The following is a 14766-nucleotide window of genomic DNA, read 5'->3' as shown; positions in this document are numbered from 1 at the left end:
GTTTTAAACTATTTTAGTACTTTTATGTTTTAAAATTTAAACGTAAAAGAATTTGAAAGTTATAAATCAAAACATACACATAGATGGTATCGATAAAAAGATACTTCGCGCGCTAATGGCAGATGCCAGAACATCGGTTTTAGAAATTGCACGTCAAGTAGGTATTTCTGGAGCTGCTATACACCAAAGGTTACGCAAGCTTGAAAAATCTGGTTTAATTGCTGGTTCTAAATTTGTAATTAACCCTAAAGTTTTAGGTTATACTACCATGGCATTTGTAGGTATTTATTTAGATAAAGCTATAAGTAATCCAGAAGCTGTAAAACAACTTAAAAAAATCCCCGAAGTCTTAGAATGCCACTATACTACTGGGAACTGGAGTATTTTAATTAAAATTTTATGTAAAGATAATGCGCATTTAATGCATTTATTAAATAGTGAGATTCAATCTATAGCAGGCGTATCGCGAACAGAAACTTTTATTTCGTTAGACCAGCAAATAGAGCGCCAAATTAAGATATAAACTGTAGAAGGTTCTCGATACAGTTCCGTTGAAAAACGGAATCACGCGAACTGACAACACATAAAAAAGCTCCTAAGTTACTTTAGGAGCTTTTCAATTATATAAAATTAAAAATCAATTATTCAATAATTAATTTTTTTATGGTTGATTCATTTTTAGAAGCAATAGTCATAAAATATAATCCAGAAGACAACGTCGAACCTAAATTTAAGTTTACATCTGTAGTTATACCATTTAAGTCTTGAGTTACTACTGTACGTCCATTAACATCTGTAATAGTCACATTATTTAAAGCAATGTTAGCATTTTTAATTGTAATGTTTCCGTTGGATGGGTTTGGATAAATTACTAATGAATTTTCTAAATCAAAAGTTTCTGAAGAAAGCGTAGTAAACGTAAACCCAGTAGCTTCCATTACGTCAGCTGCAGAATCAGCTGCTCCTGAATTAGTGCTTTCTCCAGCCCAATTAGCAATATTATTAATAGCAGTAAGTGCTTCAGCTGGAGTAGTAAATGTTGTAGGACCAATATACCAATTAGTATCATGGTCACTAGTAGCATTAGAACCATATGCAAATGTAACTCCAGTACTAGGTTCTACAGACTCTGTACCAGAACAGCCACCAGCACAAGTCCCTGGAGCATCCCATGATGTCCCATCGAAAAAAGCGCTATATATATAAGTAGGGTTTGTTTCCGTACCTGTATAGACAATTGTTTGATCTCCAGAAGCAGCAAGGGAATAGGTAGCTGAGCTTGTTTCTACTGCTCCATCTGGTGAGCTAAAAACACCAACTGGTAGAGGAGCTTGATTAGGATTAGCTGACAAGATATCTATTACTGTACCAGCACTAAGATCAGTTTGTGCTGTAAAAGTTATAATACCCTCATCAGTATCGAGTGCTGTACCATCAATACATCCATTTTCTGTGACTTTGAAAATAGTACCCGTTGTTATGTCTCTAAGAAGTACCAAACCTAATCTATCGACATTAGCTGTTTCACCATAAGGTGGCGAATTTGTTTCACCCAAATGATAGATAACAGCTATGTCTCCAGACACAAGTGTTGTTTGAGCGTTAATTTTGTTACTTAAAAAAGCAACAAATAAAAAAAAAAGTAATTTTGTTTTCATAATATAAAGATTTAATAGTGAAAATCAAAGGTAACGTTTAATTGCGGTTACCTTTGATTATAAATAAATTAGATAATAATATTAACTTCTAGGAGGGAAAATTCCTTCTAATGCAATAATATAGTTAACTCCTGTATAAGGGTTTCTAATATTAAAAGCTTGGCTACCGCCTTGCGCTCCAGTGTTTCCAGTAACGCTACCTGCTGCTAGTGTGCTATCGTTAGCATCACTATTATAAGGTGTTCCTGAAGCTGCTAATCCAAGGTTTTTTCCGCTTGGCTCTTCACTTGTACCATCACTTTCATTACACCCAATCCCTAAACCATTTCCACTATGATTATGATTAGGCATTTCGCTAATTGTTAAATTGTGTCTGTCATTACCACCTGTTTGTCCTATTCTAATATTATCTGTAGTTCCAGGTGCTTGTCCAGGATGTACAGGAACCCTTCCTCTTAAATCTGGTAATCCAAAAGTGGTTCTCCCATCACCACCATAATTGGTTCCCAAAAGAGAAAATAGTGCCTGATATTGTGCGATTGCTAATAGTTGTCCGTTGCATAATGCCCATCCTCTAGGTGCAAAATTGCCTCCAAACATCATAATTTGTGCGATGTACTGATCCATAATTTTTAAGTTTTTATTGGTTAATAACGATTCCAAATTTATAATTTATCGTATTTATATATAAGAGCAATTCTACTTGAAAAGAGAATCAGGTAAAACTACCTGATTTTTAGATTAATAGCCATTTACTTAAAAATATGACGTAGCTTTAAGTTCTATTAATCAATTTAAAACTTAGTATTATGAGTGTATCACAAACTTTAGGCTTATTAACGCCTTTAAACATCCCTATTGAAACCGCTAAAACATTAGCTAAAAACTGGCAAATTGAATATCCAAATCATGCTAAAGCTTTTTTAATGCCTGCGTTAGATTTAATGGCTTGTATGCTAGAAATGGGTGTTTTGGTAAAAGAAGAAGATGGCTCTTACAAAGTAACAGAAACAGTAAATAACGCTGGAATAAGAGCTTATATGGCAATTGACCCAAACCAAGAAGAAGGTTTTGGCGAAAAATTGCTTATAGTTGGCACAACTAAAGACGCTAATGGCGATATAATCGATATTATAGAAGGACGTAGAAGTAATAACGGTTCCAACGCATTAATCGATCCAGTAGGTAGTGGTGTATTTGACTTTACAGATCCATGTCCAAATGAATGCGATGGTGATAGTCCGCTATACGATGCTAACAACGATTTTGAGGAATAATGCCATCTATTAGTGAAATATTTACCTATTTAGGCGTTTTGTTAGTGTTTATAAATTCGATTATGTATTTAAAAACGATTACTATAGATAAACAAAACAAAGCGCTTAAATACTTTACAATCTATCTGGTTTTAACTTTTATTGTATTAACAAGTAGTATAATGATTGTATTGCTTGACGATGAGCCTAATAATTTGTTTTTATCTCACTTTTATTTCATATTTCAATTTGTTTTTTTATCTCTTTTTTACAGAGAATTATTTACTAGGAATCAAGTTAAATATGTTCATATTATTTCGGGATTAGTTATTGCTGTTTTGGTTATTCAGTATGCAACTAAACCAAGTTTGTTTTATAAGTTTAATTTATTAGAGATTCTTATTACTTCGTTTCCTTTAATCCTTTACTCGATATTACACTTATACAATTCACTAACTAAATTAGGAAAATTTATGTTTATAAATGCTGGAGTTTTAATCTATTTAAGTGCGAGTACTCTAATTTTTATTTTAGGTGATTTTCTATCTCAATTAGATGGAAAACATGTAGTACGATATATCTGGTTTATAAATAAAATTTTATACGTTGGGTATTTGTTATTAATTTTAACGGAGTGGAGAAAATATTTATGGAAGAAGAAAAATTAATCATTCAAGCTTTAGTTTATGGTATTATATTTCTCGTTATAATAACTGCAGGACTTATTTTGTTTTTTCATTATTCCCGAAGAAAAATAGTGCAAAAAGAGTTAGAGAAAGCCGCAATGAAACTAGAAAATCAACAAAAAATATTACAAACCTCTATTGCTATACAGGAAGCAGAACGAAAGCGTATTTCGCAAGATTTACACGATGCCATAAGCTCTAAACTTAATATCGTTAGCCTCTCTACAAATGTGCTTTTAGACGATAAGTCTATTAGCGATAAGCAAAGGGCTTCACTCAATCAAATATTAGAAATAACTTCTACAACCTTAGAGAGTTCTCGAAAGATTGCTCACGATTTAATGCCTCCTATTTTAGATAAATTTGGGCTTAAAGTAGCCTTAGAAGAATTATTCGATAATGTTTCGGGACACAGTTTTATTGAGATTGAACACAACATCGATGAGTTAACAAAATTGTCTGATAATAATCAGCTTCACGTTTTTAGAATTATACAAGAGCTAATAAACAACTCCATTAAGCATGGCAATGCCAATGAACTTGTAGTTTTTATAGAAGATAACCCTAAAGGCTTTAAGATTCATTATCAAGATAATGGTATTGGTTTTAACCTACAGAATATTAGCAAAAAAAGTGGTATAGGTTTACAAAACATTAATAGTCGCGTAAAAATTTTAAACGGGTCGCTTACCATAGATAGTACAATAGATAAAGGAAGTATCTTTAAAATACAATGTAAATATTATGAGCAAGATAAATATAGCATTAGCGGATGATGAGCTCCTGTTTTTACAGGGACTAAAAGCTATTCTGGAAAACGAGGATGATATTCATGTACTATTTGATGCCGAAAGTGGCAGCCATTTATTACATCATTTAAGAGCGGCTGAAAAACTACCGGAAATTGTTATTACAGATCTTAAAATGCCTGGAATTAATGGCGTTGAAGTCACAAAAATTATTAGAAAAGAATTTCCAGACATTAAAGTTATTGCTCTAACCAGTTATTTTAGTAAACCCTTTATTTTAAACATGATTTCTATTGGAGCTGTAGCTTATCTCGCTAAAAATAGCACGCCAAAATTAATGATTAAAACCATTAAAGAGGTGTTTAATAAAGGCTTTTATTACGATGAGCAAGTGATGCAATATGTGCATGAAAGTATTTCTAATCCAAAAGATAAGAAAGTGAGATCAACTTTCGATGCCGACTATTTTACAAAACGTGAAATGGAGGTGTTAGAACTTATTTGTAAACAATACACGACCAATGATATTGCCGAAAAGCTATTTATAAGCCCAAGAACTGTAGAAGGCCATCGCAATAATTTACTTTTAAAAACCGAAGTAAAAAACGTTGCTGGTTTAGTTATTTATGCTTTAAAAAACAAAATGATATCATTAGAAAATGATACCTTTTAAAAAGTAAAAAGCTCCTAAAGTAACTTTAAGAGCTTTGGTTTTTTAATTTAATAGTCTAAGACCATTTTCCAGAACCACCGCCAACTCCAGCTACAATTCCTATTCCACCTGCTTGATAAGTTCCTAAAACATTACTGTCTTTATCGAAAAATATAATACTTGAATAAACTGGTGTTGTAGTAAATTGAAAACTAACAGTGTCTCTATATAATCTATTGATATCGCTTGTATAAACGTCACCAATTAGTGCTCCTGCTCCAGGAATAGCAGCACCTCCTGCATTACCGTTAAAAGACTTGCCTTCTGTAATATTTACTTGGAATTTTAAGTAAAAAATAACACTAACAACACTGCCTTTTGCAGGGTAAGCTGTAGTTTTTGTTGTAATAGACTTAACTGCAGAATCAATTTTCTCTTGATCTAACACACCTGTATTATTTGTAATAAAATCGTGTGCGATTAATAAACTTTTTTGTTCGTGTGTTGTTTCCATAATTTTAATGTTTTAAAGATTAATATGAAACAAAGTTGCAAAAAGAAAGCCTGTATATTTAGCGTGATTTCCCTTGATGTTGTAAACAGGTGTTTATTCGTAATCTATAATTAATAAGACATTTAAACGAAAAAGCTCCTCGAATGGAGGAGCTTTTCATTTATAAATTCTATTTAAAATTAATCTCTCGACATAAATATTCTTAAAATATACCAGAATAATAACATTAAAGAAGCAAATAGACCTAAGGCTGCAGGAATATAATCTTCTTCGGTATATTTATTCATTAAATTAGAGGTTTGGTATAAAATTGAACCTCCTGCCAATAAACACATCCCTACAGAAAACCATAATCCCATATTAAAACCAAAAAGTGTACCAGCTACAATTAAGCCAAGCGCTATAAAAAAGCCAATAGTTAATCCTGTTTTTAAAAACGAAAAATCTTTTTTTGTTACAAAAACAACCGCAGAAAGCCCTGTAAATAATGCTAAGGTAACAATGCCTGCTTGCTGTAAAATTTCGGTGCCTGTATCCATATAAAACGCAGCAATGTAAATCATTGGCACGAAAATAAAAGCTTCGGCTAAAATGTATAATCCAAAGGCCAAATATTGTTTGTTTTTATCGGCAGTACGTAATGCCATACTTTCGGCATAATTAGTAACTAACATAAAACCGCCAAGCATTAATAACCATTTAAAACCTTCGGTCATTGATAAGGCGAAATTTACAATAGTATCACTCTGTAATAATAAATATTCGAATATTACAAATAGTAGCACACCTCCAGCAACGTGTCCATAAGTTTTTTTGTAAAATGCTACACGATCTTCTTGCGCTAAGGTACTTACTGCCAAACGTTGTTGTGGCATAGGGTTTTCAAAAGAATTATCCATAAAATAGGTTGTTTAATTAGGGTTTCAATATAATAATTTAATCTCTGCTTCCAAATATTCTTAGAGCGAAATACAATAGCGAGGCAATGGCTCCAATAGCAGCTACTAAATAAGTTCTTGCTGCCCATTTAAGAGCATCTTCAGATCCTTTGTACTCTTCTGGAGTGACTATATTTTTATTTTTTAACCAGGCTAATGCACGATTACTCGCATCGTACTCTACTGGTAAGGTAATGACGCTAAATAGTGTTGCAAAGCTCATCATCACCAATCCAGCAATCGCAACATATTTTCCTGTTGCTCCCATGGCTTCGGTTGCCATTAAAGCAATACCTCCAAAAATCACCCATTGCGACATACTTGATGTAATTTGTACCACAGGTACTAATTTAGAACGCATAGTTAACCATTGGTAAGCTGTGGCATGCTGTACTGCATGACCAACTTCATGCGCTGCTACTGCTGCAGCTGCTGCGTTTCTTTGCTCATAAACCGCTTCACTTAAGTTAACCGTTTTATCTGCAGGGTTGTAGTGGTCTGTTAAACGTCCAGGTGTAGAAATTACCTTTACATCTCTTATACCATTATCTGCTAACATTTTTGTAGCAATTTCTGCACCACTCATACCGTTTCTTAAATGTACTTTAGAGTACTTTGCAAATTTTCTTTTTAACTGGTTACTTACTAACCAACTTACTATAGAGATTGCTCCTATAATAATATAGTAGCCCATATAACTTGTTCCAAACATTTTTTTTAAATTTTAATTCTGTTCTAAAGATAACAAAAAGTAAGCCATTATTGCATTAGGAAAATATGTCAGGATTTTTGTTTTAAAAGTATCGCTTTTTGCGTTACTGTTACAGGATAGCTTGTTACCATTGGCATGTCCTCCTTGCCTTCCATAACCTTTTTCTTGCCTTTTCCAGAGAAGATAATTTCAAATTCCATATAATCTGTAAAAAAGCGCTCTGTAGTCATTAATAAATTGTTATCGACTTCAAAAACGTTATACAGTGTATTGTCAATAAGTTTTGCATCTAACAAAATCCCGTTATTCTCGTCGATAACATAGTCTCCTTTTTCTTTATTAATGGTTTTTAAAGTGTAATTTCTTGGGCTTGGTTTTCCATCAATAACATATATCAATACATAATTAAAAATACCAACAGAATCTGTGCCTGTTAAGTGAAACTCCATCCCAATGGTTTGTTTTCCCTTTGCATTTGTAATTTCTAAGTCGCCTTTGTAAATTCCTAAAAAATCTTGCGGAAATGATTTTTCTTGCGCTGTAGCGGAAAAACTAAGAAATAATATTAAAATGGTAAACACCTGTTTCATAGCCTATGGTTTTTACTAAAATAAGAAATATTAGCTACTCGTAATTATGAACAACATTAACCACTTTTTCGTTTTCGAAAATAACAATAAGTGTTTCGTCTTTAACATCGAAAAAACTTGGTGGTTTCCTTAAAGCATAAACCAAATGGTCTTTACCTTCTAAAGTTGAAGGTTTTGCAGTACCTAATAACGCAACAACTTCGGTCTTTGTTTTACCAAAAAGCAGTTTACTCTCCACAAGAGCTGTTGCCATTTCATAACGTGTTGACGGACTCGTTTGCCATTGTGTTTGGTCAAACGCTTTCTCGTTAGCGTCTATTAAAAAATAACTAATAACGCCTGCCAGAAGTAAAACGCCTATGAATATGCTAATTTTTTTTCCCAATGTTGTTTACTTTTTTTCTATTAATAATTAGTATTTGCTCGCTATAAGATTCCTGCCTTCGCAGGAATAAGTTACCCAACAATGTTTACAATTTTACCAGGTACAACAATTACTTTTTTAGGTTCACGACCCTCTAATTGCGCAATGGTTTTCTCGTGCGCCATTACTGTTTTTTCAATATCATCCTTACTCATATCCATTGGTAACTCTAAAGTAAAACGCATTTTACCATTAAATGAAATGGGATAATTTTTGCTGCTTTCTACCAAATGGCTTGCATCGAATTTTGGAAAAGGAGCTGTTGAAATAGAGGCATTATTTCCTAATTTACTATATAATTCTTCTGCAATATGTGGCGCGTACGGCGAAATTAAAACCAACAACGGTTCTAATATTTCTTTACTTGTACATTTTTGAGCAGTCAACTCATTTACAGCAATCATAAACGTAGAAACCGAAGTATTAAACGAGAAATTCTCGATATCTTCCTGTACTTTTTTTATGGTTTTATGTAATGTTTTTAAGTTGTCTTTTGTTGGTGCTGCATCGTTTACCTTTAAGCCATTGTCGCCAACATACAATTTCCACAATTTCTTTAAAAAGTTGTGCACACCAGTAATACCAGCAGTATTCCAAGGTTTGTATTGCTCTAATGGGCCTAAAAACATTTCGTAGAGCCTTAAGCTGTCTGCTCCATATTGCTCGCAAATTTCATCAGGGTTAACAACGTTGTATTTGGATTTTGACATTTTTTCGACATCTCTTCCAACTTTATATGAACCTTTATTTTCTTCAATTATTTCTCCATTTTCTCCAATAAAAATAGCATCAGTATAATCTTCTCCAAATTCTCTATCAGTCTTTAAGCCTTCAATATCTAATTCATCTGAAGCATTTACATATTTAACTTTTACGTGTATTTGTGAAACATGTATTGAAGATGTGTCACCATATTTAGTTTCTCCTTCATCTAATAAAGAATTAGCTTGAACAATTTGCTTATTCAATTGTTTTACAATGATACTCCACTCATCTGAATGAATTGTATCGTCTTCAATTTTTTCAGCTATACTTTTTGAAACATATATAGAGGAACTAAATGTTGATCGAACTGCTATATCATCAAAATTACCAGTCGATTTTTTACCAATCATAGGTAGTGAGAAAACTCTATAAACAAAAGCACTAGTCCCCAAAATCATCCCTTGATTTATCAACTTCTTAAAGGGCTCTTCAACATTTACAAAGCCTCTGTCTTTAAGTAATTTTACCCAAAAACGCGAGTATAATAGATGGCCAGTAGCATGCTCTGCACCACCTATATATAAATCTACATTTTCCCAGTAATTAAGCGCTTCTTTACTTGCAAAAACTTCGTTTCGCTTGCTTTCATTTCCAGACAAAAGACCAGGTTCCATATAACGAAAAAGGTACCATGAGCTTCCTGCCCAACCTGGCATGGTGTTTAGCTCTAATGGAAACACAGTTTTATCATCAATGTTATCGTTTGAGACAACTTCATTTTTATCGGTGTCCCAAGCCCAAACATCGGCACGACCTAAAGGTGGTTCGCCTTCTTCGGTTGGTAAATATTTTTCTACCTCTGGTAACTTAATTGGGAGGTGCTTTGCATCAATCATTTTTGGCAAACCATTTACATAATACACAGGAAATGGTTCTCCCCAATAGCGCTGGCGAGAAAACACAGCATCACGCAATCTATAGTTTGTTTTACCTTCGCCTTGACCAAGTTGCTCTAATTCGTAAATGGCACGTTTGGTTGCTTTTTTATAGTTCATCCCGTTTAGGAAATCGCTATTCGCAATTTTAACATTGTCTTTTCCTGCAAAGGCTTCTTCGCTAATATCTACACCTTCAAAAATATTTGGAATGTCTATGTTAAAATGTTTTGCAAAATCGTAATCGCGCTGGTCTCCACATGGTACAGACATTACTGCGCCTGTTCCGTAGCTTGCCAATACGTAATCGCCAATCCAGATTGGAATTGGTTTTTTAGTGAATGGATGCTCGGCATAAGCGCCTGTAAAAGCACCAGAAATGGTTTTTACATCTGCCATACGGTCGCGTTCGCTACGTTTGGCTGTTTTTTCAATGTATGCTTCAACTTCGGCTTTTTGGGCTTGAGTAGTAATTTTTGAAACTAATTCGTGTTCTGGAGCAAGTGTCATAAAACTTACGCCAAAAATGGTATCTGGTCTTGTGGTGAAGACTTCTATAGAGTCCCGAGATTGCTTCGCTTCACTCGCAATGACATTAAAAGTGACAGAGGCTCCCACCGATTTTCCAATCCAGTTACGTTGGGTTTCTTTAAGCGAATCTGTCCAATCGATATCTTCTAAACCTTGAAGTAAGCGTTCTGCGTATGCAGAAATTCGCATGCTCCACTGTGTCATTTTTTTTCTCACTACAGGATGACCACCACGTTCTGAAACACCATTTACTATTTCATCATTTGCTAAAACGGTTCCTAAAGCCGGACACCAGTTTACTTCGGTTTCAGCCAAGTATGTTAGTCGGTATTTAAGTAGTATTTCTTGTTGTTTTTCAGGTGAAAAACCTTTCCATTCTTCAGCAGAAAACGCTTCTACATCATCATCGCAAGCAACATTGGCGTCTTTATTTCCGTTTAAATTAAAAACATAAATTAGTTCTTTTATATGCTTGGCTTTATTATCATTATTGCAATAATACGATTCAAATAACTGAATAAATATCCACTGTGTCCATTTGTAGTATTCCGGATCGCTGGTACGAACTTCTCGAGACCAATCAAACGAAAAACCTATTTGATCTAACTGCCTTCTGTAAGTTTTAATATTGGTTTCGGTAGTAATTGCTGGATGCTGCCCAGTTTGGATTGCGTACTGCTCTGCAGGTAAACCAAAACTATCGTAACCCTGTGGGTGCAACACATTAAATCCTTTATGGCGTTTGTAGCGTGCATAAATATCGCTGGCAATATAGCCTAATGGGTGTCCAACATGTAACCCAGCTCCAGAAGGGTAAGGAAACATATCCAGAACATAATATTTAGGTTTGTCGCTATTATTGGTGGCTTTAAATGTTTGGTTTTCTGCCCAATATTTTTGCCAGTTTTTTTCTATTCTATTAAAATCGTATTGCATAATTTACAGTAAATGTAGTGTCATTACAAATCGCATTTCTTTAGTTTGATGGGTAATCGCATTAATAAAAATTTAATAAACAGATTACCTTACTTCGACTCCGCTTAGCATAAACTTCGTTTTGCTACTTGAAATGACAGCAAATTTAAAGCGCAAATTTAAACTTTCTATAATAGTGTTGAAAGTTTAAGCGTTGTAAAGTTTATGTAATCGTTTTCTTTATTATTTTTACGCTTTAAACTAAACTCTTTTTATGAGCTCATCTTTTGATAAATACCAAAAACGTCGTTTAATTTCTTCATACTTTTCTGTGGTTTTAAGTATTGGGTTAGTCTTGTTTTTATTAGGCTTATTAGGACTTTTGGTTTTAAATGCTAAAAAGGTGGCAGATCATTTTAAAGAGCAGGTTACTGTTACCATTTTTTTAAAAGATACTGCTAAAGATGTTGAAATTAAACAACTTGAGAAAAGTCTGGCCATGGCAGATTATGTAAAATCTACTGTTTTTGTATCTAAAGACCAAGCTGCAGAATTTATGAAAGTAGAAAGTGGTGAGGATTTTATGGACTTCCTTGGTAGTAATCCGCTTAAAAACTCAATAGATGTTAATTTAAAAGCCGACTTTGTAACTTCAGAAAAACTGGAAACCATTGCTAACGAAGCCTTAACCAAAAAATTTGTTGAGGAGGTGAGTTACGATAATGATTTAGTGAATTTAATGAACGATAATGTTAAGAAAATAAGCTTTTGGGTGTTATTGTTAAGCGCTGTGTTTACACTTATTGCTGTATTACTAATTAATAGTTCCATACGTTTAGCAGTCTATTCTAAACGTTTTACTATAAAAACTATGCAAATGGTAGGTGCTACCAAGCGTTTTATTAGAAAACCTTTTATTTGGCGTAGCGTAAAATTAGGTATTATTGGTGCCGTTTTGGCATTAATCGCTATGGCTGTAGTCCTGTATTATATAGACAAAACATTCCCAGAATTATCGCTTTTAAATAAACCCGTACTAATCATCGCTTTATTTGTAGTTATCTTTTTATTAGGTATACTTATTACCTGGATCTCCACCTTCTTCGCAACTCAACGCTTTTTAAATTTAAATACTGATAAGCTCTACTATTAAGTTTAACATTCTTTAACTAACCATACAGCAATATTTAACAGTAGTTAAATGTTATTGATGTATAATTTGAAAAAGATGAAAAAATTCACACTTATTATTGGTGCTTTAGCGATAGTTTTTAGCATATTTTATTTAGGCTATAAAGCTATATTAGCAGGAACATATAGTGAACCTGAAGCAGGAGCTTGTAAAATTCAGACAGAGAAAATCATCAAAATTTCTGAAGGAATCTCTAAAGACATTGTGCTTAAAGATGCAAATGGAGACAAATATTATATAAATCGTGGTTTACAGCGCGGATTAAATTTAGAGTCTTTAAGAAGTAAAGTTTTAAATAAAACCGTTACTTTGCACTTACCAAAACTTTTAGGCGGAAGAATCTCCAGTGAAAATATTGCACAAATTGCAGTTGGAAATAATATTATTTTTACCGAATTTCGTCCTGGTGGAGTCGCTTTAAATGAATAACAATAACTATGGGAGAACAGAAACGTAAAGAAATAAGTACGGTTAACGAAGGTGAGTTTATTTTTGGCAAACGTAACTATAAATTCATGTTTATTGGTTTAGGCTGTATTGTTTTAGGTTTTATTTTAATGTCTGGTGGTGGTAGCGACGATCCTAATGTATTTAACGAAGCTATTTTTAGTTGGAGACGTATTCGTTTAGCACCTGCTTTAGTTCTTATTGGATTTGGCATTCAAATCTATGCGATTTTAACGCGCAAGGAAGATACCGATTCTAAAAAATAACCACAAACCACGTTTTGGTAATTCAATTTTGATATTTTTGCCGAATGGACATTATCGATTCTATTATTTTGGGCATAATTCAAGGTCTAACCGAATTTCTACCCGTTTCTTCCAGTGGGCATTTAGAATTAGGAAAAGCCATTCTTGGTGATAACTCACTACCAGAAGAAAGTCTTTTATTTACTGTAGTCCTTCATTTTGCAACAGCATTAAGTACCATTGTTGTTTTTAGAAAAGATATTTTTGAAATTATTAAAGGGTTATTTAAACCTGCTGTTAACGACGACCAGCGTTTCGCCGCAAAAATTATAGTTTCTATGATTCCTGCAGTAATAGTTGGTGTGTTTTTCGAAGAACAACTCGAACAACTTTTTGGTGGTAACATTATGCTTGTTGGCTGTATGCTTTTAGTAACAGCTGTCCTTTTATTTTTAGCAGATAAGGCCAAAAACACCCAAAAAAAAGTAGGTTTTAAAGACGCTTTTATAATTGGTATTGCTCAAGCTATTGCTATGCTTCCAGGTATTTCAAGAAGTGGAGCTACAATTTCAACCTCTGTATTATTAGGTAACGATAAAACAAAAGCAGCCCGATTTTCGTTTTTAATGGTCGTACCACTAATTTTTGGCAAAATTGCAAAGGATATTATGGGTGGCGAATTGTCTTTCGAAAGTCAGAATTCTACAGCCTTAATTGCCGGTTTTATTGCCGCCTTTATTGCTGGATTATTTGCTTGTACATGGATGATTGCTTTAGTAAAGAAAAGTAAACTGTCTTATTTTGCTATTTACTGTGCTATTGTTGGTGTTATAGCAATAATTTTTTCACTTTTAAATTAATGAAAACTGTCGAAGATTACCAAACCGGAGAAGTATTACTAATCGATAAACCCTTAAACTGGACGTCGTTTCAAGTAGTTAATAAACTCCGTTGGGAAATACGTCAAGCCTTCAACATAAAAAAAATAAAAGTAGGTCACGCTGGTACTTTAGACCCATTAGCCACAGGTTTATTAGTGATTTGCACTGGAAAAATGACAAAACAAATAGATACTTTTCAAGGCCAAATTAAAGAATATACTGGTACTATCGTTTTAGGCAGTACTACACCATCTTTCGATTTAGAAACTGAGATTAATGAGACGTTTGATACTACTCATATTACAGAAGACTTAATACATAAAACCACAGCGAAATTTACTGGGGAAATTGATCAATTTCCACCTGTATTTTCGGCTATTAAAAAAGATGGCAAACGATTGTATGAGTTTGCGCGCGCTGGAGAAGAAGTAACCATAAAATCGAGAAAAGTTACCATAAATAGCTTCGATATTACCAAAATTGATAATACTAGTGTCGATTTTAAAGTTGTATGTAGCAAAGGTACGTACATTAGATCTTTAGCAAACGACTTTGGTAAAGCGTTACATTCGGGAGGGCATCTTTCGGTTTTACGGCGTACAAAAATTGGAGATTTTAACGTTAGTGATGCAAGCTCTATTGATGGTTTTATTGAAAATTTAAGAAAACTATAGCATTTCTAATCATCTTGTTTTCAATTTCTAACGTATATTAAATACTAACAAACCGCACTAAT

Annotated in this window: 18 protein-coding genes; 10 read left to right on the top strand and 8 right to left on the bottom strand. The window is 33.5% G+C overall.

Going from position 1 to position 14766, the window contains the following annotated elements; translation table 11 throughout:
- The first annotated feature begins 52 nt into the window (after positions 1–52).
- A complete protein-coding gene (locus ACVC43_RS12780) occupies positions 53–523 on the top strand; it encodes an Lrp/AsnC family transcriptional regulator (protein ID WP_452224925.1) in 471 nt (156 codons plus the stop codon).
- A gap of 118 nt (positions 524–641) precedes the next feature.
- Here ACVC43_RS12780 and ACVC43_RS12775 read toward each other — a convergent pair whose 3' ends face one another.
- Positions 642–1658 carry a T9SS type A sorting domain-containing protein gene (locus ACVC43_RS12775; RefSeq protein ID WP_452224924.1) on the bottom strand — a complete coding sequence of 339 codons (1017 nt, stop codon included), beginning with the start codon at positions 1656–1658 and terminating at the stop codon, positions 642–644.
- Between the two features lie 81 nt (positions 1659–1739).
- Entirely contained in the window at positions 1740–2285 is a 546-nt protein-coding gene (locus ACVC43_RS12770; RefSeq protein ID WP_452224923.1) for a phage tail protein, read from the bottom strand.
- Between the two features lie 182 nt (positions 2286–2467).
- Between ACVC43_RS12770 and ACVC43_RS12765 the strand changes: the two genes are divergently transcribed.
- Genes ACVC43_RS12765 through ACVC43_RS12750 form a run of 4 tightly spaced genes read left to right on the top strand, consistent with a single transcriptional unit; the run spans position 2468 to position 5022 of the window.
- Complete coding sequence (locus ACVC43_RS12765; protein ID WP_452224922.1) at positions 2468–2935, top strand: hypothetical protein; 468 nt, start codon at positions 2468–2470, stop codon at positions 2933–2935.
- Entirely contained in the window at positions 2935–3582 is a 648-nt protein-coding gene (locus ACVC43_RS12760; protein ID WP_452224921.1) for a hypothetical protein, read from the top strand. The genes ACVC43_RS12765 and ACVC43_RS12760 overlap by 1 nt, the downstream gene beginning before the upstream one ends.
- Complete coding sequence (locus tag ACVC43_RS12755) at positions 3549–4376, top strand: sensor histidine kinase (protein WP_452224920.1); 828 nt, start codon at positions 3549–3551, stop codon at positions 4374–4376. Before ACVC43_RS12760 ends, ACVC43_RS12755 begins: the two co-directional genes overlap by 34 nt.
- A complete protein-coding gene (locus ACVC43_RS12750) occupies positions 4345–5022 on the top strand; it encodes a response regulator (RefSeq protein WP_452224919.1) in 678 nt (225 codons plus the stop codon). The genes ACVC43_RS12755 and ACVC43_RS12750 overlap by 32 nt, the downstream gene beginning before the upstream one ends.
- 55 nt (positions 5023–5077) lie before the next feature.
- Here the strand turns inward: ACVC43_RS12750 and ACVC43_RS12745 are convergent, their stop codons facing one another.
- From ACVC43_RS12745 to ACVC43_RS12720, 6 genes are all read right to left on the bottom strand, one after another.
- A complete protein-coding gene (locus ACVC43_RS12745) occupies positions 5078–5515 on the bottom strand; it encodes a VapA/VapB family virulence-associated protein (protein WP_452224918.1) in 438 nt (145 codons plus the stop codon).
- A 179-nt stretch (positions 5516–5694) separates the two neighbouring features.
- Positions 5695–6414 (bottom strand): Bax inhibitor-1/YccA family protein, encoded by a 720-nt coding sequence (locus ACVC43_RS12740; protein ID WP_452224917.1) that lies wholly within the window; start codon positions 6412–6414, stop codon positions 5695–5697.
- 37 nt (positions 6415–6451) lie between these two features.
- Positions 6452–7165 carry a zinc metallopeptidase gene (locus ACVC43_RS12735; protein WP_452224916.1) on the bottom strand — a complete coding sequence of 238 codons (714 nt, stop codon included), beginning with the start codon at positions 7163–7165 and terminating at the stop codon, positions 6452–6454.
- Between the two features lie 68 nt (positions 7166–7233).
- Positions 7234–7755: a hypothetical protein gene (locus ACVC43_RS12730; RefSeq protein ID WP_452224915.1), complete on the bottom strand. Its 522-nt coding sequence runs from the start codon at positions 7753–7755 to the stop codon at positions 7234–7236.
- Positions 7756–7789: 34 nt separating this feature from the next.
- On the bottom strand, positions 7790–8140 hold the full coding sequence (locus ACVC43_RS12725) for a hypothetical protein (protein WP_452224914.1): 351 nt from the start codon (positions 8138–8140) through the stop codon (positions 7790–7792).
- Positions 8141–8211: 71 nt separating this feature from the next.
- Entirely contained in the window at positions 8212–11286 is a 3075-nt protein-coding gene (locus ACVC43_RS12720) for a leucine--tRNA ligase (RefSeq protein WP_452224913.1), read from the bottom strand.
- Between the two features lie 253 nt (positions 11287–11539).
- Between ACVC43_RS12720 and ACVC43_RS12715 the strand changes: the two genes are divergently transcribed.
- From ACVC43_RS12715 to truB, 5 genes are all read left to right on the top strand, one after another.
- On the top strand, positions 11540–12418 hold the full coding sequence (locus ACVC43_RS12715) for a cell division protein FtsX (protein WP_452224912.1): 879 nt from the start codon (positions 11540–11542) through the stop codon (positions 12416–12418).
- Between the two features lie 75 nt (positions 12419–12493).
- On the top strand, positions 12494–12886 hold the full coding sequence (locus tag ACVC43_RS12710; RefSeq protein WP_452224911.1) for a hypothetical protein: 393 nt from the start codon (positions 12494–12496) through the stop codon (positions 12884–12886).
- Between the two features lie 8 nt (positions 12887–12894).
- Positions 12895–13170, top strand: coding sequence for a DUF3098 domain-containing protein (locus ACVC43_RS12705; RefSeq protein WP_452224910.1), 276 nt, complete (start codon positions 12895–12897; stop codon positions 13168–13170).
- 44 nt (positions 13171–13214) lie between these two features.
- Positions 13215–14009, top strand: a complete 795-nt coding sequence (gene uppP, locus ACVC43_RS12700; protein ID WP_452224909.1) for an undecaprenyl-diphosphatase UppP — start codon at positions 13215–13217, stop codon at positions 14007–14009.
- Complete coding sequence (gene truB, locus ACVC43_RS12695; protein WP_452224908.1) at positions 14009–14704, top strand: tRNA pseudouridine(55) synthase TruB; 696 nt, start codon at positions 14009–14011, stop codon at positions 14702–14704. Before uppP ends, truB begins: the two co-directional genes overlap by 1 nt.
- The last annotated feature ends 62 nt before the right edge of the window (positions 14705–14766 follow it).

The organism is Lacinutrix chionoecetis, from assembly GCF_053604665.1.
This window is presented reverse-complemented; position numbering and strand designations above follow the sequence as displayed.